This is a genomic window from Novosphingobium sp. CCH12-A3, from assembly GCF_001556015.1.
GTDB lineage: Bacteria > Pseudomonadota > Alphaproteobacteria > Sphingomonadales > Sphingomonadaceae > Novosphingobium > Novosphingobium subterraneum.
Genome location: NZ_LSIA01000218.1, coordinates 34,439 through 58,002, shown reverse-complemented (window position 1 = coordinate 58,002; position 23,564 = coordinate 34,439). Strand labels below are relative to the sequence as shown.

At 65.1% G+C, this 23,564-nt stretch carries 27 protein-coding genes; 1 reads left to right on the top strand and 26 read right to left on the bottom strand.

What is annotated here, in order from left to right:
* Nucleotide 1: 1 nt before the first annotated feature.
* From AX703_RS17290 to AX703_RS17215, 16 genes are read right to left on the bottom strand one after another with little or no spacing between them, the layout of a single operon-like run.
* Entirely contained in the window at nt 2-1,165 is a 1,164-nt protein-coding gene (locus AX703_RS17290) for a flagellar biosynthesis protein FlhB (RefSeq protein WP_062345862.1), read from the bottom strand.
* A 9-nt stretch (nt 1,166-1,174) separates the two neighbouring features.
* Nucleotides 1,175-1,957 carry a flagellar biosynthetic protein FliR gene (gene fliR, locus AX703_RS17285; RefSeq protein ID WP_062345860.1) on the bottom strand — a complete coding sequence of 261 codons (783 nt, stop codon included), beginning with the start codon at nt 1,955-1,957 and terminating at the stop codon, nt 1,175-1,177.
* A 4-nt stretch (nt 1,958-1,961) separates the two neighbouring features.
* A complete protein-coding gene (locus tag AX703_RS17280) occupies nt 1,962-2,237 on the bottom strand; it encodes a flagellar biosynthetic protein FliQ (RefSeq protein ID WP_062345859.1) in 276 nt (91 codons plus the stop codon).
* A gap of 5 nt (nt 2,238-2,242) precedes the next feature.
* Complete coding sequence (gene fliP, locus AX703_RS17275; protein WP_052242576.1) at nt 2,243-2,971, bottom strand: flagellar type III secretion system pore protein FliP; 729 nt, start codon at nt 2,969-2,971, stop codon at nt 2,243-2,245.
* Between the two features lie 53 nt (nt 2,972-3,024).
* Nucleotides 3,025-3,306, bottom strand: coding sequence for a flagellar biosynthetic protein FliO (locus AX703_RS17270; RefSeq protein WP_039336193.1), 282 nt, complete (start codon nt 3,304-3,306; stop codon nt 3,025-3,027).
* On the bottom strand, nt 3,306-3,611 hold the full coding sequence (gene fliN, locus AX703_RS17265) for a flagellar motor switch protein FliN (protein WP_039336191.1): 306 nt from the start codon (nt 3,609-3,611) through the stop codon (nt 3,306-3,308). Before fliN ends, AX703_RS17270 begins: the two co-directional genes overlap by 1 nt.
* A gap of 24 nt (nt 3,612-3,635) precedes the next feature.
* The gene (locus AX703_RS17260; protein WP_062345857.1) at nt 3,636-4,523 is read right to left on the bottom strand and encodes a FliM/FliN family flagellar motor switch protein; all 888 of its coding nucleotides are present in this window, start codon (nt 4,521-4,523) and stop codon (nt 3,636-3,638) included.
* A 40-nt stretch (nt 4,524-4,563) separates the two neighbouring features.
* Nucleotides 4,564-5,154, bottom strand: coding sequence for a flagellar basal body-associated FliL family protein (locus AX703_RS17255; RefSeq protein WP_062345855.1), 591 nt, complete (start codon nt 5,152-5,154; stop codon nt 4,564-4,566).
* Between the two features lie 30 nt (nt 5,155-5,184).
* Nucleotides 5,185-6,432 carry a hypothetical protein gene (locus tag AX703_RS17250; RefSeq protein WP_062345854.1) on the bottom strand — a complete coding sequence of 416 codons (1,248 nt, stop codon included), beginning with the start codon at nt 6,430-6,432 and terminating at the stop codon, nt 5,185-5,187.
* A gap of 33 nt (nt 6,433-6,465) precedes the next feature.
* Nucleotides 6,466-6,897 (bottom strand): hypothetical protein, encoded by a 432-nt coding sequence (locus AX703_RS17245; protein ID WP_062345851.1) that lies wholly within the window; start codon nt 6,895-6,897, stop codon nt 6,466-6,468.
* Nucleotides 6,894-8,231 carry a FliI/YscN family ATPase gene (locus AX703_RS17240; protein ID WP_197423753.1) on the bottom strand — a complete coding sequence of 446 codons (1,338 nt, stop codon included), beginning with the start codon at nt 8,229-8,231 and terminating at the stop codon, nt 6,894-6,896. The genes AX703_RS17245 and AX703_RS17240 overlap by 4 nt, the downstream gene beginning before the upstream one ends.
* Nucleotides 8,225-8,839: a FliH/SctL family protein gene (locus AX703_RS17235; protein ID WP_039336182.1), complete on the bottom strand. Its 615-nt coding sequence runs from the start codon at nt 8,837-8,839 to the stop codon at nt 8,225-8,227. Before AX703_RS17235 ends, AX703_RS17240 begins: the two co-directional genes overlap by 7 nt.
* Nucleotides 8,832-9,851, bottom strand: coding sequence for a flagellar motor switch protein FliG (gene fliG, locus AX703_RS17230; protein WP_062345849.1), 1,020 nt, complete (start codon nt 9,849-9,851; stop codon nt 8,832-8,834). The genes AX703_RS17235 and fliG overlap by 8 nt, the downstream gene beginning before the upstream one ends.
* On the bottom strand, nt 9,848-11,569 hold the full coding sequence (gene fliF / locus AX703_RS17225; RefSeq protein WP_062345847.1) for a flagellar basal-body MS-ring/collar protein FliF: 1,722 nt from the start codon (nt 11,567-11,569) through the stop codon (nt 9,848-9,850). The genes fliG and fliF overlap by 4 nt, the downstream gene beginning before the upstream one ends.
* Nucleotides 11,570-11,573: 4 nt before the next feature.
* A complete protein-coding gene (gene fliE, locus AX703_RS17220; protein WP_039336180.1) occupies nt 11,574-11,948 on the bottom strand; it encodes a flagellar hook-basal body complex protein FliE in 375 nt (124 codons plus the stop codon).
* The gene (locus AX703_RS17215; RefSeq protein ID WP_062345845.1) at nt 11,945-13,228 is read right to left on the bottom strand and encodes a sigma-54-dependent Fis family transcriptional regulator; all 1,284 of its coding nucleotides are present in this window, start codon (nt 13,226-13,228) and stop codon (nt 11,945-11,947) included. The genes fliE and AX703_RS17215 overlap by 4 nt, the downstream gene beginning before the upstream one ends.
* Before the next feature lie 238 nt (nt 13,229-13,466).
* Here AX703_RS17215 and AX703_RS17210 point away from each other — a divergent pair, with 238 nt between their 5' ends.
* Nucleotides 13,467-14,294 carry a flagellin gene (locus tag AX703_RS17210; protein WP_039336176.1) on the top strand — a complete coding sequence of 276 codons (828 nt, stop codon included), beginning with the start codon at nt 13,467-13,469 and terminating at the stop codon, nt 14,292-14,294.
* Between the two features lie 145 nt (nt 14,295-14,439).
* Here AX703_RS17210 and AX703_RS17205 read toward each other — a convergent pair whose 3' ends face one another.
* The 10 genes from AX703_RS17205 to AX703_RS17160 form a co-directional block, all read right to left on the bottom strand.
* Nucleotides 14,440-15,666, bottom strand: coding sequence for a S8 family serine peptidase (locus AX703_RS17205; protein WP_082734668.1), 1,227 nt, complete (start codon nt 15,664-15,666; stop codon nt 14,440-14,442).
* A gap of 147 nt (nt 15,667-15,813) precedes the next feature.
* Nucleotides 15,814-16,653 (bottom strand): flagellar motor protein MotB, encoded by an 840-nt coding sequence (locus AX703_RS17200; RefSeq protein WP_062345843.1) that lies wholly within the window; start codon nt 16,651-16,653, stop codon nt 15,814-15,816.
* 3 nt (nt 16,654-16,656) lie between these two features.
* Nucleotides 16,657-17,520 carry a flagellar motor stator protein MotA gene (gene motA, locus AX703_RS17195; protein ID WP_062345841.1) on the bottom strand — a complete coding sequence of 288 codons (864 nt, stop codon included), beginning with the start codon at nt 17,518-17,520 and terminating at the stop codon, nt 16,657-16,659.
* A 28-nt stretch (nt 17,521-17,548) separates the two neighbouring features.
* Entirely contained in the window at nt 17,549-18,469 is a 921-nt protein-coding gene (locus tag AX703_RS17190) for a flagellar biosynthesis protein FlgL (RefSeq protein ID WP_062345839.1), read from the bottom strand.
* Nucleotides 18,470-18,475: 6 nt separating this feature from the next.
* Nucleotides 18,476-19,819 carry a flagellar hook-associated protein FlgK gene (flgK, locus tag AX703_RS17185; protein ID WP_062345837.1) on the bottom strand — a complete coding sequence of 448 codons (1,344 nt, stop codon included), beginning with the start codon at nt 19,817-19,819 and terminating at the stop codon, nt 18,476-18,478.
* Between the two features lie 3 nt (nt 19,820-19,822).
* A complete protein-coding gene (locus tag AX703_RS17180; protein WP_062345835.1) occupies nt 19,823-20,146 on the bottom strand; it encodes a hypothetical protein in 324 nt (107 codons plus the stop codon).
* Nucleotides 20,143-21,243, bottom strand: a complete 1,101-nt coding sequence (locus tag AX703_RS17175; protein WP_039336163.1) for a flagellar basal body P-ring protein FlgI — start codon at nt 21,241-21,243, stop codon at nt 20,143-20,145. The genes AX703_RS17180 and AX703_RS17175 overlap by 4 nt, the downstream gene beginning before the upstream one ends.
* Nucleotides 21,244-21,254: 11 nt before the next feature.
* Nucleotides 21,255-21,995 (bottom strand): flagellar basal body L-ring protein FlgH, encoded by a 741-nt coding sequence (locus AX703_RS17170; protein ID WP_062345833.1) that lies wholly within the window; start codon nt 21,993-21,995, stop codon nt 21,255-21,257.
* Nucleotides 21,996-22,000: 5 nt separating this feature from the next.
* A complete protein-coding gene (flgG, locus tag AX703_RS17165; protein WP_039336161.1) occupies nt 22,001-22,789 on the bottom strand; it encodes a flagellar basal-body rod protein FlgG in 789 nt (262 codons plus the stop codon).
* Nucleotides 22,790-22,807: 18 nt separating this feature from the next.
* Nucleotides 22,808-23,560 carry a flagellar basal body rod protein FlgF gene (locus AX703_RS17160; protein ID WP_039336159.1) on the bottom strand — a complete coding sequence of 251 codons (753 nt, stop codon included), beginning with the start codon at nt 23,558-23,560 and terminating at the stop codon, nt 22,808-22,810.
* Nucleotides 23,561-23,564: the final 4 nt, after the last annotated feature.

The following is a 23,564-nucleotide window of genomic DNA, read 5'->3' as shown; positions in this document are numbered from 1 at the left end:
GTTAGGACGGCTGCTTTGATGCGGTCTTAAGGTCGATCACCGCTTCGGGGCGGCCATCTGCGTCGAACCGCATGTGGATCGGCAAGTCGATGGCGGGCAGTTGCACCTGATCGCCCCGCTTGAGCGAGAGCACGAAGGCCAGGACCGACGCGACGGCGGCATAAAGATCCTCGCGGATCATCTGGTTTTCGCGCGTGGTGAAGTAGACGGAACGGGCAAGCGGCGGCAGTTCGAGCGTCGGAACGCCGAGTTCGGCTGCCAGCTCGCGCATGGCCAGCGCCTTTTCGCCACGTCCCTTGGCCAGCACGACTGGCGCGGGGGCGAGGTCCGGGTCGTAGACCATGGCGACTGAGAAGTGCGTCGGGTTGGTGATCACGAACTGCGCCTTATGCATCGCCTGCTGCATCGCCCCCATCGCCAGCTGTCGCTGCTTGTTGCGGATGGCGGCCTTCTTCTCGGGCGAGCCTTCGGCTTCCTTGTGCTCGTCCTTCACTTCCTGCAGTGTCATGCGGAGACGCAGGAAGCGGCGGACCCATTGGATCGGGAAGTCGATCAGGGCGATCACGATCAGCCCGGACGCAAGCGCGAAGGCAAGCGAGGTGATCGTATCCCACGCGGTGACAAGCTGGCCGTGGATGCTGCCTTGGCCGAGGCCGACGATCGCCGCGATGCGCCCTGACGCCCAGAAGTATGCAATCGAGCCAAGCAGTACGAGCTTGGCGAGGCCCTTGGCCAGTTCGATCCAGCCTTGCGGGCCGAACATGCGCTTCAGGCCCGACAGCGGATTGATGCGCGAAGCCTTGGGCGCGAGATTGGCAGGGATCCAGCGCCCGTCGGACAGGCCGATCTGTGAAAAGACCGAAGCGGCCAGCACCATCAGGCCGAGCAGGAAAACCGGCGGCAGGACGGCAACCATAGCGCCCGTCAGCAGCTTTGCCGGGGCGAAGTCCTCGATAGCCGCGCGATCGAGTGTAAACGAGGCGCGCAGCGTGTCCTGCAGGGCGTCCATCATCCACGGCCCCGCGAACTTCAACCAAACCGCGCCTACCAGCACGTCGACGGCGGTTGCCAGGTCCTTCGAGCGCAAGACATCGCCATTCCTGGCGGCGTCCTTCTTGCGCTTCTCTGTCGGGGCAAAGGTCTTTTCGCCTTCCTGCTCGGCCATCCCCGCCTCCTACTTCAGGACCAGCGCGCCGGCATTGGCGACGGCGGTGGCGGAGATCTCGACCATCACGTCGGTCAGCATCGGGGCGGCGGCGATCATGGCGGCAAGGCCGGCAAGCACGCCTGCGGGCAGGCCGAGCGAGAACAGGTTCAGGCTAGGGGCCGAGCGGCTGATGATGCCGGTGGTCACCTGAACCAGCAGCAGGATCAACGTGACGGGCAAGGCGATGAGGATCGCGGTCACGAACATCTGCGTGGCGAACTGGCCGATCAGGTCGATGCGGTTGGCCGCCAGCCACGACGTGCCGGGCGGGAAGGTGCGGTAGCTGTCGACCAGCAGAGCGATCCAGTTGAGGTGCGCGCCGGTGCCGAGGAAGATCACGGTGAGAACGACGGCGAAGTACTGGCCCATCGCCGGGGAGTGCGCGCCGCTGACCGGGTCGGCCGTGGTGGCAATGGACATGCCCATGCCGCCGCCGATCACTTCGGCGGCAAGCGTAGGCGCGGCAAAGGAAAGCTGCAGGGCAAAACCCATGGCAAGGCCGATCAGGACTTCGTTGGCCGCGCTGAGCAGGCCATTGATCGAAAGCAGCGCGGTCGGCGCTTCAACCGGGGTCCAGCCGCACACAAGCATCGCGATCGCGCCCGAGGCGACGATGCGGATCTGGTAAGGCACGGTGCCGGTGCCGAACAGCGGCGCTGCAAACATGGCGGCGGCAATGCGTGTCATCACGAACAGCCAGCGCCAGAAGTCCGCCTCCAGCGCGCCAAAGCCGAAGTTCAGCTGCAGCACAGGATCAGCCTTTTCCGGTCATGGCGATCTGGTCAAAGATTTCCTTGGTGAAATCCCCGACGAGGCCGAGCATGGCCGAACCGAACAGCACAAGCACGAGTGCGGTGACGGCAAGCTTGGGTACAAATGTCAGCGTCTGTTCGTTGACCGAAGTTGCCGCCTGAATCACGCCGACGACGAGGCTGACGGCGAGCGAGGCGATCAGGATCGGCGCGGCCACCAGTGCGGTGATCCACAGCATCCGGTCAGCCAGCGCGAGGAGGGAGGCAGTGTCTTCCATCGCCCTTACCCGAAGCTGGCCGCAAGGCTGCCCATCAGCAGCGCCCAGCCATCGACGAGGACGAACAGCAGCAGCTTGAACGGGAGCGAGACAATCGTCGGGCTCATCATCATCATGCCCAGGCTCATCAGCACCGAGGAGACGACGAGGTCGATCACAAGGAAGGGCAGGAACAGCATGAACCCGATCTGGAAGGCTGTCTTGAGTTCGCTCGTCACGTAGGCCGGGAGCAGGATCGAATAGGGCACGTCGGCCGGAGTCGCGAACTTGGGCGCCCGTGCCATTTCCGAGAACATGCGCAGGTCGGTTTCGCGGGTCTGGCGGATCATGAAGGCGTGAAATTCGCGCCCGCCGGCAACGAAGGCCTGTTCGGCACCGATTTGCCCGGCGGAATAGGGCTGGATGGCGTTGGCGTTCACCTTGTCGAGCGTCGGGCCCATGATGAACAGCGAGAGGAACAGCGACAGGCCGATCAGCACCTGATTGGGCGGCGATTGCTGCAGGCCCATGGCCTGGCGCAGGATCGACAGGACAACCAGCACGCGGGTGAAGCTGGTCATCATCAGGATCAGCGACGGCAGGATCGTCAGCAGGCCCATGATGAGCAGCAGCTGCAACGACAGCGACAGCGAGCCGCCGCTCTGTGCGCCTGCCATTTGCCCGAAGGCGCGGTCAAGCGCGCCTGAGATTGCGGCCGGTTGCTGGGCCGGGGCGGGGCCGGCAGCCTGTGCCATCGCGTAATGCGGCAGCAGTGTCAGCGTCGTGACAAGGATCGCGAAAAGACGCTTCACTGTGCGTCCTCCGCTTCCACCCTGGGCCGCGCCGGGGCTTCGGCAAGGCGGACGAGGCCGTTCTTGCCGGCAGAAACGAGAATCTCGCGGCCGTGAAACTCGATCACGGCAAGCCGCAGGGTGGGGCTGAGCATCTGCGTCTCGACGATGCGCACCGACTTGGGCGCGCTGCCCGCCATGAAGCGGCCTTCCATGCGCTTGGCGAACTTGAGACTGGCCCAGGCGAGGCCGCCGATCAGCGGCAGCAGCACCAGGAGCTTGAGGACGTACCAGAACATCAGGCGACATCCCCCTTGGCGGCTTTCTTCGCCGGGGCCGCAGGGGCTTCCTCGGGCTCGCTGCCGGCAAGCTCGACGATCCTGAGGCCGAAGCGGTCGCCTTGTGCAACCACTTCGCCGCGCGCGATGAGCTTGCCGTTGACCATGACATCAAGCAGCTCGTCGGTCAGGCGGTCGAGCATGACCACGGACTCCTCGGTAAGGCCGAGCACGTCCTTCAGCTTCATCGATGTGCGGCCGAGTTCGACGGTCAGGCGAACGTCCACGTCCTTGAGGAAATCGAAACCACGGGGCTGGAAGGTCATGGGGTCAGGGCCTCTTCGGGAAAATCAGGAAAGCTGGTTGAGCTGGATGGCGACGCGGTCTTCGAGCGCGCCGATTGTGCCGGTGGCGTAAGTCTTGTCGCCGACCTTGACCGGCACGTTGCGTGCGATCGGCACGGGCAGGACCTGTCCGATGCGCAGGCCCGAGACGACCGCGAGCGGGAGCCGCATATCGACCAGCACCGCCGCAAGCTCGACCGGCAGGTCGGCAAACGGGGCGTCGGTCGGCTGCGCCGGACCGCGCCGGGGCTTGGTGGGGCGCTTGGCATCGCCGTGGGCGAACATCAGGCCAAGCGTATCGTGCGGGAAGGCAATCGAGATGGCCCAGGGCATCCGTCCCTGCTCGACGACGTTCAGCGTCAGTCCGGCAACCCTGGTCGCATCGGGCATCGCCTGAAGCTGGGCAAGGCTGGCATCGCGCCGCACCGCACGGATTGGACCGCCACTGCCGCCCAATGCGACGGTGAGCGCAGAGGCGACGAGCTGTTCGATCCGGCCGATCATCAGCTCGGCAGAAAGCGGGAATTCCTTCGGCAGCGACGAAGGGGTATCGCCGGGACCGCCAAAAGCGCGGTCGACCAGGCGCAGCACGTTTTCGCCTTCGACGGTGACCATGAAGGGGGCGCTGCCGATGTGCATCAGGCTGTTGGCGGCAAGTCGCGGGATTTCCGAGCAGAAATCGGCAAAGTCCGTGTCCATCGGCTTCATCGGATTGATCTGCGGTTCGGCTCCGCCGAGAAGGGGGACGAGCGCCCCGCGCACCGCCTTGGCCAGGCGTTCGCTCATCCGGGTGAGCGCCGGGATCAGTTCCGCGGCACTGGGACCGGGGCGCAGCAGGGCCGGATCGTGCCGGGCAATGGCACGTTCGGCGATGAAGGCGCGTTCTGGTTTCATGGGGCGCTGGAGCTTTCCGGCTTGCTGGACGATGCCAGAATTACTGAACGATGAAGGTCTTGAAGTAGACGTTGTCGACGCCGCCAAAGCCTTCGTTCTCGGTGAGGACCTTGTTGATCGCGGTAGTCAGGCGCTTCTGCAGGCGAGCCTTGCCTTCCGGGCTGATGACCTCTTCCTCGGGCGTATCGGCAATGGCGATGAGCAGCGCCGAGCGGATCGCCAGTTCGTGCTTCTTCATCCACAACACCACGCGATAGTCGCGGCGGGTAGAGGCCGAGATGTTCACCTGCAGCAGCGCATCGGTGTTCTTGAGGTTCGAGGTGAAATCTTCGGCGAAGTTGTAATAGACAGTGCGGAACTCGCTGCCGCCTTCACCATCGGTTTCGCCTGCCCCGCCTTCGCCTTCACCTTCCTTGGCGACCGGCGCATAGGGGTCTTCCTCTCCCTTGCGCACCAGCTTGGGATTGTTGTCCACCTTGACGACTTCATGCGTGCCGCCGCCGATGATGCCGGCAGCAACCAGTCCGAACACGCCGCCCGCGCCGACGCCCAGCAGTGCGACAGCGCCGACGATCTTGATGATCATGCCACCGCCCTTTTTCTTCTTGGGCTTGTCTTCCTTGTCGCTCATCGGGGTTCTCTCAGGAAATGGGGATCAGGATCAGGCGTAGATGCCGCGATCGTCGCTGCGGCGGCGGGGCGCTTCTTCCTCGCGGGACGAAGTGCCATTGCCGGAGAATGGGCGGGTCGGAGCCTGCTCGGCCTGGCGCGGCTGCTGGCGCTGGCTTTCGCCCTGGCCGCCCTGCGTGCGCGGATCGGCTTGCGGCTGATGGTTCTGGCCGGCGCTTTCGCCGGAGGTGCGCGCTGCTTCGGCAGTGGCGCTGACCGCGCGCGCAAAGCCGGGATCGGCGCTGGTCATCGCCACCGACATGCCGCGATCCTCGCCCTGGTCGAAGCGCAGGGTGACCCGGCCGAACTCGGCGTGGTTGATCGACGCGGTCACGGCACGCGGTGAGGCTTCCTCGCGAGCGCGGGCCAGATTGTCGACCAGCGCGGCGAAATCGACGCGTTCAATGCGGGCTTCGTGGCGGACCGACGACGGGGCAGTGTTGTCTGGCGTTGGGAGGGAACGGTCCGCGAGCAGGCTGGTGGTACTGGTCGCTTCGACGCGCGGTGTTTCGGCCCGTTCGCTGTCCATAAGTGGCTTCGCACCGGCAACCAGGGCAGGCTGCGCCGATGCTTCGGAAGTTTCACCTTCTGCGCCCGTTGACTTGTTCTGGCGAACCTGACGTGCGGCCATGATCTGCGCGGTCGGCGTGGCTGCGACCGCTTCGGGCTGGACCGGGGCAGGCGCCGTTTCGGGCGAGGAAGTCAGTTCGATCTGTGCCGTGCGAGCCAGCGCGATTGCTGTCTGAGCGGGAGATTGGGGTGCAGTCGATGCTGGCGCCGCCGAGGCAACGGTTGCGCGAGGGCCTTCAGCTGAAGGGCGGGCATCGGCACCCTCGGCCGGCACCAGGCGATCCGGCGCGGCGAAGAGCGCAGCGATAAGGGCCGCGTCGGGCAGGGCGGCGTCCGGCAGTTCCGGTGCATCCGTGAAGTCGTCTTCGGCCTGCTCGGCATCGGTGCGCGCTTTCGTCGGCTGCGGGCGCACCTGTACATCGACCGGGCGCACTTGCGGCAAGGCGGCAAGCAGCTTTGCCGCATCCGGCAAGATCTTGCCGCTTTCCGGCAATGGTGCGTCTGCCGGTTCTGCCGGGGCGAACTGCATGGCAAGGAGGGCATCGAAGGCAATACCAGGGGCAACAGTGATGCCATCCGCCGATTCCGGCACATTTCCGCCATTCTGCAACGGCGCAGCCTGCAGGGCAGGGGCGGCTGTCGGCTGTGAAAGGGCGGCAAGATCGAACATCGGCAAGGCTCCGTGGCGGTGCGTTAACCGTGCTTATTCAAGACCCGTGCCAGATTGCCTTTTGCCGGTAGTAGGTGTTGCTGCGGATGCCACCTTGCGCGCGATCAGACGTTCCTGCGCCTCGGCGCGCTCTTCCACGGCGGCACGGCGACGTTCGGCGGCGGCCGCTTCCTGCGCCTTGGCATCGGCGATCCTGCGCGCAGCATCGGCATCGGCGCGCGTGCCGGTGGTAATCCGGTCGAGTCCGGCGACGAAGTGGCGCAACTGCTGTAACGAATGGGCATCGCGCGCATCGGTGCGGGCGGAGTAGTCGGCGGAAAGCCGGGACGTTCGCTCTACCAGCCCCTGCAACTGCGCCAGCGTGCCTTCAGCTTTGCCGGCTTCGGCGAGCGCGGTCTGGCGAGCAATGTCACGAATACGCTCCAGCCGCTTCAGGCGCGCCAGGCGCTCGCGCTCTGCTTTCATGCGCCGATCAGCTGGGAGAGCGCGGCGACGCTGGCCATCATCGGCACGACTTCACGCTGCGGCTGGCTGATGAACGCGGTCAGCGACTCATGCATGGCGATGGCCCTGTCGAGCTGGGGATCGGCCCCGCTGCGATAGGCGCCCATCAGCACCAGGTCGCGGTTGGCCTCGTAACTTGCCACAAGCGCGCGGAAAGTGCGGGCGGCGCGCTGATGTTCTGGCGCGGTGATGTCGTTCATCACGCGGCTCAGCGAGGCGGCGATGTCGATGGCGGGATACTGCCCGCGCTGCGCCAGATCGCGTGACAACACGATGTGGCCGTCGAGGATCGAACGCGCGGTGTCGACCACCGGATCGTCCTGGTTGTCGCCATCGGCAAGGACCGTGTAGAGCCCGGTCACCGACCCGCCGCTTTCCGCCGAATTGCCGGCGCGTTCGACCAGCTTGGTGATCGTCGCGAGGGCCGAGGGCGGATAGCCGCGCGCCGCGCCCGGTTCGCCCAGCAGCAGCGCGATTTCACGGCCCGCGTGGGCCACACGCGTCAGGCTGTCCATGATCAGCAGCACGCGCTTGCCTTGGGCTCGAAAGTATTCGGCGAGCGCCGTCGCCATCATCGCGCCGCGTATGCGCAAGTTGGGCGCATGGTCGGCAGGGACCGCGACAACGACGGAGCGTTCGCGCTTGGAGCCCTGCATGTGCCGCTCGACGAAGTCGGAGACTTCTCGTGCACGTTCGCCAATCAGGCCGACGATGACGATCTCGGCCTCGGCGCCATGCGCGATCATGTCGAGCAGCACCGACTTGCCGACGCCTGATCCCGCCATGATGCCGATACGCTGGCCGATGCCGAAGGTCGTCAGCGCATTGAGCGCGCGCACGCCGGTATCGAAGCTCTCGCGCACTGGCGAGCGGTCGAGCGCGGCGGCCCGAATGCCGCCTGCCGGCCATTCGCGGCGGTTGTGGATCGGCCCCATGCCATCAATCGGCTTGCCCTCGCCATCGATCGCACGGCCGAGAAAAGCCTCGCCTACCGGCACCATCCCGGGGCGGCCTTCGGGCCTGACCCTGGCGCCGGGGCGCAGCAGCACCGGATCGCCCAGAAGCATCATCAAGGTACGACCATTGCGGAAGCCGATGGTCTCTGCCGTCAGCGATCCCGACCCATGAGCGATGCGGCATTGCGTGCCAATGGGGACCGACAGCCCCGACACTTCAAGCATTCCGCCATCACACGCGGCCAGCAAGCCATAGCGCGCAGGCGTGAAGTCGGGTTCGCACAGTGCCAGGGAATCCAGCGCCCGGTCGAGCACGGAGAAAGTGGGCCCCATCAGCATTGGCGGAGCGCCTCATGGATGGCCCGGCGCCATTGTTCAGGTCCATCCTCGACTCCGCCGGTCGCGCCTTCCACGCGCAGAGCGCCGCGTTCGAGCGAAGCGTCGGGTTCGAAGTGCCAGTCTTCCGGCAATCGCGCGGCAATCAGGGCAAGGTCTTCGGGATGGAGCCGTATCACGCGCTGGTCTTCGGCGCGGGCGAGCATGGTGGCGGCGGCCTCGACCCGCCGGGTCAGCGCGTCGGGGTCAAGGGCCGCAGGCGCAATGGCAGCCTCGCACAAGGCGATCACCGTCTCGCGCAGTCGGTCTTGCAGTTCGGTCTGCATCGCCACATCGAGCTTGCCGAGCGCGAATTCGATCTTCTGACGCGCTGCTTCCTGTTCGGCAATGAGCTGCGCAGCGGCTTCCTGCGCCTCGCCCAGACCCTTGGCATAGCCATCGGCCCACGCCTCCGCGATAGGGTCGTGCGGCTCGCGCTCGTCTTCCACCGGCACCATGACAGGTTCCGGTTCGGGCGCTGCAAATTCGCGGAAGAAGCGGCGATCACGCGCGAAACCTGTGGGCACTTGCCCAAGGTCCGCCAGCGAGATCGCCCGCAAGCTGTCAGACATAGTCGTCGTCGCCCGCGCCGAACACGATCACGCCTTCGGCCGAGAGACGGCGGGCTGCCGTGACCATGGCCTTTTGCGCCTCGATCACTTCAGCCATCTTCATCCGGCCACGCGCGGCAATCTCGTCGCGCACGCCGTCCGCAGCACGGCTCGACATGGCGCGGAAGAAGCATTCGCGCTGCTCTTCGGGAATGCCCTTGAGCGCGGCGATCAGCGCATCGCTGTCTACCTCGCGCAGCAGTGCTCCCATCGACTTGTCGTCGAGCGCGAAGAGGTGCTCGAACTTGAACATTTCGTTCTCGATCGCCTTGGCAAGCTGGCGATCCTGCTTGGCGATCTCGGGCATGACGCGCTTTTCGACCGCCCGGACGGAGGCGTTGATGATGTCGGCCGCTTCGCGCGGCCCGCCCATGGCAAAGGCGCCCTGGCCGTGCCGTTCGCCGATACGCTGGTGCAGCATTTCCTCGAGCATCGCGATGGCTTCGGGTGCAACCGGTCCGAGCGTGGCGATGCGGTGGACGACCTGCGGTTGCACCTCGTCGGGCAAGCCATGCAGGACAGCCGCGGCCACTTCCGGATCCAGCTGAACCAGCAGCACGGCAATCGCCTGGGGATGCTCGTCACGGATCAGAGGCACGATCACTTGCGGAGTCAGCCATCTGGCAAGCTCGATGCTGGGCGTGCGCGAGGGGTCGTCAGGCAGGATGCGCTGCATCAGGCTGTCTGCCTTTATCTCGCCCACGGCGCGAGTCATGAGCGAGCGCACTTGTCCGACGCGATCGTGCGCGATCAGGCCAAGCCGCTCGGTCTTCTCGACAAAGCCGGCAATCGCCTGTGCGATTGCAACCGGGCCGATCTCGCCCAGCGCACACATCTTTTCGCCCAGCAGACGAAGTTCTGCGGGCTCCAGCTGCGCGAGAATCTGCGCGGCCTGATCGTCCTCCAGCAGCATGACCATGACGGCGGCGCGTTCGGGATCGGAAATGGCGGGGGCTTCCATCAGGTCGCTCATGCGCTGGCACCTTCCTCTTCAGGCTCTTTCAGCATCTGCTTGAGGGCAACCAGCGCACTGTCGGGCTTTTCGACGACAAGCCGCTGGGCAAGGCTGACCTGCCGGGCCAGTGCCTCGGCATCGACGACGCCCGTTTCGGGATCTCGCGCGGGCTGGATTGCCTGTGCGACTTCATCAGCGGTGACAGCCCCGATGGCCCCTTCCTCGGCCTCTCCGGCGTCCTCGTCCTCGTCGCCCGTCGCTTCACCTTTCTTGCGCTTCTTTGCAGCCTTCACTTCGGCCGGCGCGGGTTCCTTCTTCAGCGCCTTGATCAACGGACGGACGCCGAGCAGCAGGACAAGCAGGACCGCGATCAGCGCCACGGCATTGCGCAGGATCGTGGCGAACCACGGCGTCTCCCAGAACGGTGCGGGGGCAACGTCTGCGGGCTTGAAGGCACGGACGGCCACGGCAACCTGATCGCCGCGGGCCGGGTCGGCGCCGACCGCCGCGCTGACCAGCTGCTTGATCTGCTCGATGTCCTGCGGCTTGGCCTTGGCCATGGTCTCGGCGCTCAGCGCGACGGCGACGGACAGGCGCTTGATCTTGCCGGGGGTCTGGTTCGATACCGCAACCTCGCGGCCGAGTTCATAGGTGCGCGAGGAACTGGATTCGCCGTTGGCGCCGGGGGTTGCCGCAGCCGCGGGCGTTCCTTGCGGGGCGCCGGGCTGGGCAGTCGTGGCAGGGGGCGGCGTGTTGGCGGTAACGCCGGGCACGCCCTGGGCAGTGCCGGCGCCGGTCTGCTGCGAGGCGCTTTGCGTTTCCTGCCGGACGACGCCTTGCTTGTCATAGCTTTCGCGCGCCGACGTCACCTGGTCCATGTCGAGATCGAGCTGGATCTCGGACGAGAAGTTCCCTTCGCCCAGCATCGGCGTGAGCAGTTGCGCGACCTGCTGGCGAAGCTTCTCCTCCATGCGCTGCTGGAGTTCGAGCCGGTCGCCATCGGGGCCGGACGGGTCGGACAGCAATGCGCCGTGCTGGTCAACGACCCGCACCGCGTCTATCGAAAGCCCGGGCACGGAACCCGCGACCAGGTTGACGATCGCGCGGACCTGGCTTTCGGAAAGCTGGCGACCGCGCTTCAATTTGACCATGACCGAGGCCGATGGCGGCACGTTCTCGCGCACGAACACCGACTTTTCCGGTTCGGCGAGATGGACGCGCACGGCCTCCACGCCGTCGATCTCCATGATCGTCAGCTCAAGCTCGCGCTCGCGCGCGGCCTGCAGGCGCTGGCCCTCAAGCCCCCGGCTCGCGCCCATCGGCAGCTTGTCGAGCATCTGCGTTCCGGTTTCGGGCGTGGCGATCGCGCCGTCCGACGCGGCGGCCATGCGCGCCCTGTAAAGGTCGTCCTCGCCGACAGTGATCGCACCGGTTGCGTTGTCGATCTGGTAGGCGATGTTGGCCTTTTCGAGGCTGGCGGTAACTTCGGAACGCTCGCTGTCGGAAAGCTGGCTGTAGAGCATGCGCTGCGGTGCGGGCGCCATGGTCAGCCACAGAACGCCGGTCAGGCCGGCTGCGGAAACGCCGGCGAACCACGGAAGGGTGCGCCTCACGGGCGGCTGCGCCAGAAACGCCTTGGCCCGCGTGCCGAAACTTCCGGCTGCGGGATCGGTCAGTACGCCGAAAGTGGATGGTGCTGGCGTGGCAAGGCCAGAGGCGGGAACGAGGTCAGCCATTCAATCACACTCCCATCCGCATGATGTCCTGGTAGGCGTTCAGCAGCTTGTTGCGCACCTGCAGCGTGGCCTCGAAGGCAACGCCAGCTTCCTGCCGCGCCAGCATCACCTTGGCCACGTCGACCACTTCGCCTTTTTCATAGGCTTCGCTGATCGCACTTGCCTTCTGCTGGCTGGCGTTGACGTTATCGAGCGCGCCCTTGAGGCTCTCGGTAAAGCTACCAGCCGGGCCGGTGCTGGCCTGTGGTCCTTGTGCACCCTGCGTCGCTTCGGGTGACTTGACCTGCTGGAGCAGCTGCGAGCGCTCCATGATCTGCTGGCGCAGCGCCATGATGTCCTGGATGCCGGAAGCCCGGCCGCCGATGCCGGAAACGCTCATCGCCTGCCACCGACGGCTCTACCGTCCACTGACCGGCCGTTCACTTCGATCCCGGCCTCACGGAAGCTGGCGAGGCGATAGCGCAAGGTGCGTTCGGAAATGCCGAGCTGGCGGGCAGCGGCAACGCGGCTGCCGTTGCAGGCCTCGAGCGTCGAAAGGATCGCGCGGGCTTCGGACATCTGCACGATGTTGGAAAGCTTGGCATCGGCCGCGGCAGGAACCGCAACCGGTTCGTTGATCAGGCGGGCAGGGCGATCGAACACGATATGGTTCGGCTCGATGACGGAAGCGTTCCCTGCAAGCACCAGAGCGCGACGCATCACGTTCTCGAGTTCGCGCACGTTGCCGGGCCAGCTATGCGCCGCCAACATCGCCAGCGCTTCGTCGGAAATCCAGGGAGCGACCTGCGAATGGCGCATCGCCATCGCGAAGGCGAGCGGCGCGATATCGTCGGGCCGCTCACACAGAGCGCGCAGGGCCAGCGGGAAGACGTTGAGGCGGTAATAGAGATCGGCGCGGAAGCGGCCTTCCTCGACTTCCAGCGGCAGATCGCGGTTGGCGCAGGCGATTACCCGCACGTCCACCTTTACCGGCTGCGTTGCCCCCAGCGGCACCACTTCGCCTTCCTGCAGCGCGCGCAGCAGCTTGGCCTGCAGCGTCAGCGGCATCTCGGCGATCTCGTCGAGGAGCAGCGTACCACCGTCAGCCGCGCGGAAGAAGCCTTCGCTGGCTGCATTCGCGCCCGTGAACGCGCCCTTCTGGTGGCCGAACAGCAGCGCCTCGAGCATGGCTTCGGGCATGGCGGCGCAATTGATGGCGATGAACGGCTTGTCGGCGCGGGCCGAGTGTTCGTGAATGAAGCGGCTCAGCACTTCCTTGCCAGTGCCGGTCGGGCCGTTGATCAGGACGGGGATGTCGGTGGCGGCGATGCGTTCGGCCAAGGCAAGGACAGACAGGCTTTCAGGATCGGCGGCAATGGGCGCGCCTGGCTTGGCGGCGCAGGCCAGCAGTGCCGACAGCGCAGCCTCGCCCGCCCCATCGGTGTATCGCAGGGTCGCCGTCCGGCTGCCGGGCTGGCGCTCGATCGCTGGCACAGCCGAACGCTCCAGCAGCACCACCTGCTTGCGCGGCGGGAGCTTGGCGTCCTCGAAGGCATCAGCCAGCATCGACTGTCCTTCCGCACCGTAGCTCGAAAGCACCGAAGCTGCGCGCTGGACAAGCGCTGCGTGGGCTTTCGCCGCCGCTTCGGTGAACTGCAGTGCCCCGCAATCGCGAATCATTTCAAGACCCCTGTTAACCATCCTGTCTGTGACCTTCTTTCGCGCGGGACCGACAAACAGGTTGAAACTTTAAGGGGACGGGTAACCCTAAGGGCGACTACCTAAGTCCGGCATTCTTTTGCCGGGCGGCAACTTAAAACCGGCTGCCATTTGCCGGTCTTAGTCCCGACAGCCGTGTCGATCCTCTGACCCGGCGGTCCTTTCGGGAACGACACACCACCCTACCGGAGAATGGAAAATGGCGGTTATCAATACAAACATCAGCGCCTTGAAGGCGACGAACTCCTCCAACACGGCCAACAAGATGCTTGGCCAGGCGATGGAGCGACTGTCGACCGGCAAGCGCATCAACGGCGCCAAGGACGACGCGGCCGGTCTGGCAATTGCCACCAGCATGACTGCCCAGATCAAGGGCATGAACCAGGGCGTTCGCAACTCGAACGACGGCATCTCGCTGGCACAGACCGCGGAAGGCGCGCTGAACGAAGTTTCGAACATGCTCCAGCGTGTCCGCGAACTGGCCGTGCAGTCGGCTTCGGGCACGTATCAGGACGCCACGGACCGTGCCTACATGCAGACGGAAGTTGACGAACTGACCGCGCAGATCGGCCAGATCATCGACAACACCAAGTTCAATGGCACTCAGCTGTTCGACGGCTCGCAAGCGACCGTGACCGTTCAGACCGGTGCGAACGGTTCTGACACCGTCGACCTGACCATGGCAGACCTCACCACCCTTTCGGCGAACGGCGGTGCTGCAGGGTCGTACGACGTGTCCAGCGCAACGGCGGCGAACACGCTCCTCGGCACGCTTGACACCGAGCTGGACTCGATTTCGAGCGCCCGTGCAACGCTCGGTGCCGGCATGAACCGCCTGGAATCGGTGGTGAACAACCTCAACGACAACATCACCAACCTGTCGGACGCCCGTTCGCGCATTCAGGACACCGACTACTCGACCGAAACGACGCAGATGGCCAAGGCCCAGATCCTTTCGCAGGCATCGACCGCGATGATCGCCCAGGCCAACCAGAGCCAGCAGAACGTGCTGTCGCTGCTGCGCTAAGGCATGACCTCCGCCTGTCTCCACCAGGCGTGATCACAAGCCCGGCGGCCCATCCCAGGCCGCCGGGCCTTCGTGCGTTCCCCGGTAAAAAAGAAGGGCGGCTCCTTGCGGGGCCGCCCTTCGACGTTTCAGCAAGGCACTCTGATCATTTCACGCCGATCGGGAACCTGACGCCATTCGGCGCTGCGGTGGACAGGCGCCCGTCGCTGCGCGGGCCACCGATGAGGACAAGACCGGCAAGGTGCGGTGTCGCCATGGATGTGCCGGAGATCGTGTTGTAGCCGCCGTTGAGCCACGTCGAGAGGATCGATACGCCCGGTTCGGCAAAGTCCACCGGATCGTTGATCACGGAGTAGTTCGAGAAGCTGGCAAATGTGTCCGAGCTGTTCACCGCCGCCACGGTGTAGATATACGGGCCATCGGCGCGTGCGGGCGAGTGATTGTTGGCGTCGTCGGTCTCGTTCCCCGCAGCAAGGGCAAAGATGACCTTGCTGCTGTTGGAGGCGTTGATCACTGCCGTGTCGAGTGCGTCGGATACTGGTCCGCCAAGGCTCATGTTGGCGACGTCGCCCGCCTGGCCCACCGAGGCGACGTAATCAACTCCAGCGATGACATCGGAATAGGCACCGCTGCCACGGCGATCGAGCACGCGCACCGCGACGACCTTTGCCCCGGCTGCTACGCCGACGACGCCGGCGCCATTGAGCTTGGCGGCAATCGTACCGGCTACGTGCGTACCATGGCCGTTCAGGTCATTCGGCGAGGTTTCGCGCGCCACGAAGTTGCGGCTGAGGGCGGTGTCGACGTTCAGATCGGGATGCGTCAGGAAGATGCCGCTATCGATCACGAATGCCCGTCCCGAGCCGGCATAAGCCGCTCCACCACCAACTCGCGTGATGCCTGCGGGCGTTGTCTCGGTGGTTGAACCGCCGCCGCCGCCCGGCTTCGCCAACGCATTGATCGGGTCGATCACGGTGGCGACCTGGTCGGCCTCGCAATACTCGATGTTCGGGTTGTGCTTGGCGACGGCTGCGGCACCTTGCGCTGGCAGATTGATCGAGAAGCCCTGAAGTGCGTAACGGTAGACGTGCCCGATCTTGCCGCCAGCCTTGCCGGTGACCTTGCTGGCCTCGGCCTGTTCGGCACCCGGCGCGACGCTGCCCTTCTTGAAGACACAGATCCAGCTGTCGGGGATGGCCGATCCGGCGACTGCCGCTGCAGTGGGCCGGGCTGAAACTGCGGCAATAGAACCCGACGTTGCGGGCAGCAGCACCGCTCCCGAACCCGTGGCCTTCCCGCCCCCCGCGGCGGCAAAAACGATTCCGGCCAATGCCACCGCCGATACGGTGGCCAAAGCTGCAAACTTGCGCATCTGGATTGAACTCCCTGTCCCTTGGGTGTTGCGGTTCGTGGCTTGCGCACGACGCACCCCGCAATGACAGGAAACTGCAGTGAAGCAGTTGCACTTGCAACCGGAACTTTCACCAATATTTCATGATGGTGTCAGTTTGTTGCTTGATCACCCTGTAATCAAAATCGACATGCGCCGGTTGCGCGGGTCGGCCGGATTGTTCTGCACCAGCGGTTCGCGATCGGCCACGCCCTCGATCCGGCGGAAGCGAGCCTCCGCAATTCCCTGGCGCATCAAGGTCTGGCGCGTCGTTTCGGCGCGACCGGCTGACAGCGACCAGTTGTTGGCCACGCCGTTCTTCCACGGCAGGGAGTCCGTGTGGCCGCGGATCGTCAGCTGGGTCGGGTCGGGCGCGATGGCCTGGCCGATCGCGCGGAGAAGTTCGGCGGCGTCAGGCGTCAGCACGGTCGTGCCCAGCAGGAACATCGAGAAGTCCGCATCGTCCACCAGATCCAGGCGGACGCCTTCGGGAGTCTCGGTCATGCGAACCTGCCGGGCCAGCTTCTTGAGCTTTTCGGATTGCGCGAGCTTCTGGGCGATACGTTCCTTCATCACCTGGGAGCGCTTGATCTTGCTGCCTCCCTCCTTGGGGCCGCCTGTGGCATCGCGGGGCACCGACAGGGTCTTGTTGCCGGTCTGGCCGGCGCGATGCGGATAGTCGTCGACATCGGTCAGCGATGATCCGCCGAGTACGCCATACCCGCCGGCACTTCCCTGCCGCATCTTGACGAGTGTAGGAGTGAAGTAGTCGGCAATGCCCTTGCGCTGCTTTTCGGTCGTTGCGCCCAGCAGCCACATCAGCAGGAAGAACGCCATCATCGCGGTCACGAAGTCGGCATAGGCCACTTTCCAAGCGCCGCCGTGGTGGCCACCGGCAACGATGGTGATCTTCTTGACGATGATGGGTTTGGGCGGCTCGTTCTTGCCCTTGGCCGGTGGCTTGGCCATAGCTTATCTGCCGCGCAGAGCGTCGAGGAGTTCCGACAGGCCTGGGCGGAACGCATGCCCGAGGCCGGACCGCGCGCTTTCCACGACCAGCGGCTGCGGCCAGCCATGGAGGCTGGCTATGATCACCTGCTTCACTGCCTGGAAAATCATTTCGTCCTGCTCGAGCACCTGCTTGAGCCGCCCCGCGATCGGGCCGACAATGCCGTAGGCAAGCAGAATGCCGAGAAACGTGCCGACCAGTGCCGAACCGATCATGGCACCGAGGATCGAAGGCGGCTTGTCGATAGAACCCATGGTCTTCACCACGCCGAGCACCGCCGCAACGATGCCGAGAGCCGGGAGCGCGTCGGCAAGACCCTGAATGGCGTGCTGGGCTTCGTGCTCCTCATGGAAATGCGTCTTCATCGCATGATCCATCACCTCCTCCACCGCATGCACTTCCAGCGTGCCCGAAGATACGACGATCAAGGTCAGCGTGTCGCAGATCAGCGAAGTCAGGGCAGGGTTGGCCAGAAGGCGGGGATACTCGGCGAAGATCGGAGAGTTCTTCGGATCGGTGACATGGCTTTCAAGCGCGACCGGTCCATCGCTGCGCAAGATCTTCATCAGTTTGGTGCACAGCACGATAACGTCTACGTGATCCTGCTTGTTGTGCTTGGGGCCCTTGAAGGTCTTGGTGAAGCCAGCGCCGATGCCTTTGAGTTCGTGCATCGAGTTTCCAGTGACGAGCGCGCCAACGGCGGCCCCGCCGATGATGAGCATCTCGTGGGGAAGTGCATGCAGGACCGGTCCAAGGTCACCGCCAGTGATGGCGAAGCCGCCGAAAACCATGGCGAGCAGGATGACGATGCCGACAATCACGAACATGAAACAGGTTCCCGGTGAGCTTGCGCGCTCAGTTCAGCACGCTGAACAGCGAAAGGTTGGCGAGCTTGGCAAAGTTCGCCTGGCTGGCCTGCAGCACCAGCATGGTGTTCTGCAGGCGGGCGATTGATTCGGTCAGGTCCGCGCCGCCGACCTCGGTTTGTTCGGTGGTGCGCATCTCGGAAAGCGTGGTGCGGCGCTCGGTGTTGAGGTCGATCCAGTTGAGCCGCGATCCGACCACGGTCTGCGCCGTGGTGATTGCATTGAGGCCATCACCCAGGGCGGTGAGGGCGGCATTGGCCGTGGCCACGCCACCGGCACCGGATTTCAGGTCGTCCGCCAGGGCCTTGGTCATTGCCAGCAGGTCAACCGTTCCGCCACCTGACTGGAACTGCAGGAACTCGGGCCCTGTAACCCCGCGCGCGACCGATTGACCGCCGCCGATAGAGATGGTCCCTGCCGCGCTGGTGCCGGCATACGTGGCATTGCCCGAAGCATCGAGGGTGTAGGCATCGGCCGCACTTTCGCCGCCGAAGAGGGCGTTGCCATTGCCATCCCGCGAATTGGCGAGTGCGACGAGGCTGCCCCGCAATTGCGCTATTTCCTCGCCGATGCCCGCGCGCTGGCTGTCGTTGACGGTCGAGTTCGCGGCCTGCGTCGTCAACTCCTGCAGGCGGGTGACGATGCTGGCGAACTGCGACAGTGCGGTGTCGGTCAGCGTCAGGTCAGTCGTGGCGCGGTTGGTCGCGGCGGTGTCGATGTCGTCGAAAACCCCTGCGCGGGCGAGCTGGCGCAGCCGCGAGGCGGCGACCGGGTCGTCGGAGGAGCGCTGCAGGCGTTCTCCGGTCGACATCTCGGCCTGCGTGTCCTCGGCCTGCTTGCGCAAGGCAGTAAGGTCCATGAGGGACCGCTCGAAGAACGCGGCTGTAGATGTGCCAAAGATCGTGCTCATGGCCGGTTACCTGATTCCCAGAAGGGTGTCGAAGATGTCGGATGATACCTGCATGACCTTGCCGGACGCCTGAAAGGCCTGCTGGAATCTTACTAGGTTGACCGCTTCCTGATCGAGATCGACGCCCGATTGCGCAGAGAGGGCAACTTTCGCGGTGTCGGCAATCGTCTGTAGCGCGCCCAACGTCACGTTGCGCCCGGCCAGGGTGCCTGAAACGTCGAACAGGATCGCATCCATCGTGCCCGACGGATCGACGCCCGCCAGTGCCGTGCGGATCGCGGCAAGGTTTGTCGCATCGCGGCTGCCCGGCGTCGTCTCGCTGGCAGGAGCGGTGGCGATCTTGCGGCCGTCCTCGACAGCGAGTGCCATCGTCGCGGCGCTCGTGCCCGAGAAGATTGCGACACCCATCGCGCCGTCGAGATCGCGACCCCCGGTCTGGGCCGTGTTGAAGGCATCAACGATGTCACCGGCAAGCGTGTCGAGATCGGTCTTGAGCTGTGCGCCCTTCGCCAATGCGAGTTGCTGGCCTGCCAGCGATCCGCCAGCGAGAGTCAGCGCCGTGCTGCCGACAGTGAAGCTGATGGTGCCGTCAGTTGGAGATGTGGTCATACCCAGGGTGGCGGCAGTGTTGCCCGTCACGAGGTCCGCCCCGCTGCTCCCGCCGATCTTGATCGCAACCTGCCCATCGGCCGAGAATTCGGTCGAGATGTTCGCAAAGCCGCTCAATTCCTCGAGCAATTGGTCGCGCTGATCGAGCAGGGCGGTCTTGTCGCTGCTGGCGTCGGACGCGCGGGCAAGGCGGGTGTTGGTGCGGGCAAGCTCCTGGGCGATGCGGTTGACCTGCGTCACCCCGTCCGAGGCCAGAAAGCGCAGACCATCGGCCGCCGCGTCCAACTCCTGCGAGGCGATCTGGAACGTGCCGGCCATGGTGCGCGCCTTCTCGATCACCGAGGCGCGCAGGCTCGTATCCGTGGGGTTCTGCGTCAGTTGCTGGAGGGAGGACTCGAAGCCGACAATTGCGTCATAGACGCCCGACTGCTCGATCGCGGCTTCGATGTTCTCCAGCCCAGAAACTTCGGCACTGGCTCGCGCCACGTCCGAATTGGTACGGCGGACTTCGGCCTGGCGAAAAGCATCGGCATTGCGCACGATGCTGTTCAGCCGCACGCCTGAAAGGGAAAGATCGCCAATACGATAGGCGCCGCCAGTCGAAGCCACTTCGCTGAACGCGGCTGAACGCCGGACATAGCCGGTGGACGAGGCATTGGCGATGTTCTGCGCCGTGATGTCTAGGCCGATGCGGGCAGCCTGGACGCCGCTGCGCGCGATCGAGAGGAGATCGGATGCCATGGCTTATGCGCCTCCCTCGGTGCCATTGCCGGTTCCGGTTTCCTTGGGCAGGAGCGCGGCAAGGTGGTTCTCGATCTGCCGGGCAAAGCCGAGCGCGCCGGTTTGCGAGGCGATCTCGGCAAAGCGGTCATCGCGCATCTGCACGAAAGTCTGGTCCATCTTTCCGAAGACGTCATCGTCCCCGAAGTTGCTGGCGCGCGCGGCGGACAGCATCTGGCGCACGAAAATCGCCTCGAACTGCTTCGCCGCGCCCGAAAGCTTCTCGCGCTCGGTCTGCGCCTTAGGCGTGAGCGAAAGGTTGGCGGCGGATGTGGAAATCGTGGTCATATCACTACCATCTCCGCCTTGAGCGCACCTGCCTGCTTGAGCGCTTCGAGGATTGCGACGAGGTCCGAAGGGCTGGTGCCGAGCTTGTTCAGCGCATCGACCAATGAAGAGAGCGAGGCACCAGGCTTGAACAGGGCAACCTTGGCCTCCTTCTCGACCGCGTCGATCTGGCTGTTGGGGACCACGGCCGTCTGGCCGCGGCTGAACGGAGCGGGCTGGGAGACCTGCGGCTTCTCGTCGATCTTCACCACCAGCTTGCCGTGGCTTATCGCTGCGGGAGAGAGACGCACCGCGCTGTTGATCACCACCGTGCCCGTGCGGCTGTTGACGATGACCTTGGCCGCGGTTTCGGCAGGCGTCACCTCGAGCATCTCGATCGCCGCCATCGTCGTCGCGCGGCTGTCGGCGCCTGCAGGCAGGCGCAGCGCCAGCGTGACGCCGTCCTCGATCGTTGCGGACTGGGGAAAGCGGGCGTTGATCGCGTCGCGCACGCGCTGGGCGGTCATGAAATCGGCGTCGAACAGGTTCCAGCGCAGCACTTCGCCACTGTCGAACCCGGTAGCGACGGCCCGCTCTACACTGGCCCCTTCGGCGATGCGGCCCACGGTTGGCACGTTGACGGTCAGTTGCGAGCCATCGCGGGCGGCAATGCCGAGGCCGCCGACGGCAAGGTTGCCCTGCGCCATCGCGTAGATCTGGCCGTCCGCACCATAGAGCGGTGCAAGGATCAGCGCACCCCCGCGCAGCGACTTGGCCTTGCCGATGGTCGAGACAGTCACGTCGATGCGCTGGCCGGGCTTGGCGAAGGCGGGAAGCTCTGCCGTCACCAGCACGGCGGCGGCGTTCTTGAGGCCGGGCGAAATGCCGGCGGGGAGCTGCACGCCCAACCGGCCTGCGGTGCCCTTCATCGCCTGGGTCAGGTATTCGAGATTGTCGTCGCCCGTTCCGGCAAGGCCAACCACCACGCCATAGCCGGTGAGCTGGTTTGCGCGCACGCCCTGGAACTCGCCAAGGTCGCGCACACGCTCGGCCAGGGCGGGCATGGGCAGGGCCGCCGCAAAGGCTGCAAGAACAGGGAGGATGTACCGGACCAGCATTGCATCAACCTTCAGAAGGGCGAAATCGCGTTGAAGAACTTCGAAAGCCAGCCTTCGCGGCTTGCCCGGCCGACCGACCCGTTGCCGGTGTATTCAACCCGCGCATCCGCGACCTGGCTGGAAAGAATGCGGTTCTCCTGATCGATGTCACCAAGTCGCACGATGCCCGAGAACTGCACCCATTCCTGTCCCTGGCTCAGCATCATGCGCTTTTCACCGCGTACCAGTGCCGTGCCATTGGACCTCACTTCCGCGATCGTCACCGCAACCTCGCCGGCAAGCGTGCTCGTCTGCGAGGCATTGCCCTGACCATTGAACGACGAACCGCCCGAAGCATTAAGGGCGCTGGGCTTGATGAACGACAGCGGGCCGGTGGTTGGCGGTGTCACGGAGAACTGGCCGGACTTCTGCGTCTTCGATCCGGCCGCCTTGGCGCTGGTCATGTTCTCGACCAGCATGACCGTGACCAGATCGCCCACCGCATGGGCACGGCGGCCCTCGACAAAGCCGGTGTAGCCGGCGCTGGCATTGAAGATCGAACCAGCGGTCGGTGCTGCGGTCTGGACCGGCAGAGGCGGCGCGACCACCGGCTCGAAGCCTTTCTTGGGCTTGGCGGCAGAGGCCGGCTCCATGCCGAAAACGACAGCGGCGGCCACCAGCGATCCCACCAGCAGCGCGCGCAGGGCGGTTCGGCGGCGGCGAGGGCTGCCGAAGCGTTCGGGGGTGAAATGGCGATCGAAGGGCGTTTGCATCGGTGTCACAGAGTCTGGTTCGCGTTCTGGAGCATGTCGTCGACGGCCGAGATCATCTTGGAATTGATCTCGTAGGCGCGCTGGCATTCGATCATGTCGACCAGTTCCTCGACCACGTTGACGTTCGAACCCTCAAGGTAGCCCTGGCGAATGTTGCCGCGTCCCAGTTCTCCCGGAACGCCCACCTGTGCCGCGCCCGAGGCTGCGGTTTCCTGCAGGAAGTTGTCACCCATCGATCTGAGGCCGCCCGGGTTGGCAAAGCTGGCGACGGTGATCTGGCCAAGCTGCGCGGGCTCGTTCTGCCCGGCAATGGTTGCAGATACGGTGCCATCATTGGCGATGGTGATGGCGCTCGCGCCCTCGGGAATGGTGATCGCGGGGTTGAGCGGATAGCCCTGCGCGGTCACCAGCACGCCTTCCGCCGAGCGCGAGAAGTTTCCGGCGCGTGTGTAGGCCAGCTGTCCGCCCGGCATCGTCACCTGAAAGTAGCCGTCGCCATCGAGCGCAAGGTCGAGCGCGTTGCTGGTGCTTTGCAGCGTGCCCTGGCTGTCGATGCGGGTGGTCGCCTGCACGGCAACGCCGGTGCCGAGGTTGAGGCCCGTGGCATAGGCGGTCTCGTTCGACGATTGCTGACCCGCCACGCGCGCGTCCTGATAGGCAAGGGTGGCGAAGTTGGCGCGGTCGCGCTTGAAGCCGGTGGTGCCGACGTTGGCAAGATTGTTGGCAATCACGCGCATCCGCGTGTCCTGTGCCTCGAGACCGGTGCGGGCGACGTGAAGAGCTGAGCTGGGCATCGTGGGTTACCTTTGCGATCAGGAAATGCGCATCAGCGATGCGCTGGATTCGTCGACTTCCTTGGCCTGGGCGACGACCTTGGTGCGCATGTCGAACAGGCGCTGGGCTTCGACCATCTCGACAAGGATGCGGGTGGGATCGACATTGGACTGTTCAAGGCTGCCGACCATCAGCTTGGCCTCTTCGTCCTGCGGCAGGATGCCGGGCTGGCCATTCTGGCCGGGGACGCGGAACAGGCCATCAAGGCCTTTCTCGATCCTGCTGCCGGTGGTCGATGCGATCTTGATGCGCCCGACCAGCTGGGGGGGCTGGTCGGGCGTCTCGGGATTGGCGACGGAAACGCCGCCATCGGGGGAAATCGTGACCTTCGAGCCGAGCGGAACGGTGATCGGCCCGTTTTCGCCGATGACCGGTCGGCCATCGCCGTTTTCCAGAACGCCGCCCGCGCTGACCGCCAGATCGCCGCGCCGCGAATAGGCTTCGCTGCCATCTTCTGCCTGCAGTGCAAGCATGGTGTCGCCGGTGAGCGCAACGTCGAGCGGCTTGCCGGTGGAGATCAGCGTGCCCTGCGCCATCGACGATCCGCGCACTTCGCCTTCGGTCATTGCCCGCGCTTCGAGGCTGGGGCCCTTCAGTGTCATCGGCGTGGCGGTCAGCATCTCGGCGCGAAAGCCGATCGTCTGTGCGTTCGCCATGTTGCTGGCGATCACGCGCTGGCGCACGGTCGAACCGGTCATGCCGGAATAGGCGGTGTAGATCAGGCGGTCCATCGGT

Bases quoted from the DNA above. Each gene is read 5' to 3' on its own strand.
- AX703_RS17240 (WP_197423753.1), bottom strand. From the start codon at position 8,231: ATGCTGATGGGGCCCACTTTCTCCGTGCTCGACCGGGCGCTGGATTCC.
- fliG (WP_062345849.1), bottom strand. From the start codon at position 9,851: ATGAGCGACCTGATGGAAGCCCCCGCCATTTCCGATCCCGAACGCGCC.
- AX703_RS17170 (WP_062345833.1), bottom strand. From the start codon at position 21,995: ATGCAAACGCCCTTCGATCGCCATTTCACCCCCGAACGCTTCGGCAGC.
- AX703_RS17245 (WP_062345851.1), bottom strand. From the start codon at position 6,897: ATGAAAGCAGAGCGCGAGCGCCTGGCGCGCCTGAAGCGGCTGGAGCGT.
- AX703_RS17280 (WP_062345859.1), bottom strand. From the start codon at position 2,237: ATGGAAGACACTGCCTCCCTCCTCGCGCTGGCTGACCGGATGCTGTGG.
- fliN (WP_039336191.1), bottom strand. From the start codon at position 3,611: ATGACCTTCCAGCCCCGTGGTTTCGATTTCCTCAAGGACGTGGACGTT.
- fliF (WP_062345847.1), bottom strand. From the start codon at position 11,569: ATGGCTGACCTCGTTCCCGCCTCTGGCCTTGCCACGCCAGCACCATCC.
- AX703_RS17250 (WP_062345854.1), bottom strand. From the start codon at position 6,432: ATGTTCGATCTTGCCGCCCTTTCACAGCCGACAGCCGCCCCTGCCCTG.
- AX703_RS17215 (WP_062345845.1), bottom strand. From the start codon at position 13,228: ATGATTCGCGATTGCGGGGCACTGCAGTTCACCGAAGCGGCGGCGAAA.
- AX703_RS17270 (WP_039336193.1), bottom strand. From the start codon at position 3,306: ATGTTCTGGTACGTCCTCAAGCTCCTGGTGCTGCTGCCGCTGATCGGC.
- AX703_RS17235 (WP_039336182.1), bottom strand. From the start codon at position 8,839: ATGTCTGACAGCTTGCGGGCGATCTCGCTGGCGGACCTTGGGCAAGTG.
- AX703_RS17255 (WP_062345855.1), bottom strand. From the start codon at position 5,154: ATGAGCGACAAGGAAGACAAGCCCAAGAAGAAAAAGGGCGGTGGCATG.
- AX703_RS17205 (WP_082734668.1), bottom strand. From the start codon at position 15,666: ATGCGCAAGTTTGCAGCTTTGGCCACCGTATCGGCGGTGGCATTGGCC.
- motA (WP_062345841.1), bottom strand. From the start codon at position 17,520: ATGTTCGTGATTGTCGGCATCGTCATCCTGCTCGCCATGGTTTTCGGC.
- AX703_RS17180 (WP_062345835.1), bottom strand. From the start codon at position 20,146: ATGACCACGATTTCCACATCCGCCGCCAACCTTTCGCTCACGCCTAAG.
- flgG (WP_039336161.1), bottom strand. From the start codon at position 22,789: ATGCCCAGCTCAGCTCTTCACGTCGCCCGCACCGGTCTCGAGGCACAG.
- AX703_RS17290 (WP_062345862.1), bottom strand. From the start codon at position 1,165: ATGGCCGAGCAGGAAGGCGAAAAGACCTTTGCCCCGACAGAGAAGCGC.
- AX703_RS17160 (WP_039336159.1), bottom strand. From the start codon at position 23,560: ATGGACCGCCTGATCTACACCGCCTATTCCGGCATGACCGGTTCGACC.
- AX703_RS17190 (WP_062345839.1), bottom strand. From the start codon at position 18,469: ATGAGCACGATCTTTGGCACATCTACAGCCGCGTTCTTCGAGCGGTCC.
- fliP (WP_052242576.1), bottom strand. From the start codon at position 2,971: ATGGCACAGGCTGCCGGCCCCGCCCCGGCCCAGCAACCGGCCGCAATC.
- AX703_RS17260 (WP_062345857.1), bottom strand. From the start codon at position 4,523: ATGAAACCAGAACGCGCCTTCATCGCCGAACGTGCCATTGCCCGGCAC.
- flgK (WP_062345837.1), bottom strand. From the start codon at position 19,819: ATGGCATCCGATCTCCTCTCGATCGCGCGCAGCGGCGTCCAGGCTGCC.
- fliE (WP_039336180.1), bottom strand. From the start codon at position 11,948: ATGAGCGTTTCCGGCATCGGCGGCCGGGCTTCCGGCATCCAGGACATC.
- AX703_RS17210 (WP_039336176.1), top strand. From the start codon at position 13,467: ATGGCGGTTATCAATACAAACATCAGCGCCTTGAAGGCGACGAACTCC.
- AX703_RS17175 (WP_039336163.1), bottom strand. From the start codon at position 21,243: ATGCTGGTCCGGTACATCCTCCCTGTTCTTGCAGCCTTTGCGGCGGCC.
- AX703_RS17200 (WP_062345843.1), bottom strand. From the start codon at position 16,653: ATGGCCAAGCCACCGGCCAAGGGCAAGAACGAGCCGCCCAAACCCATC.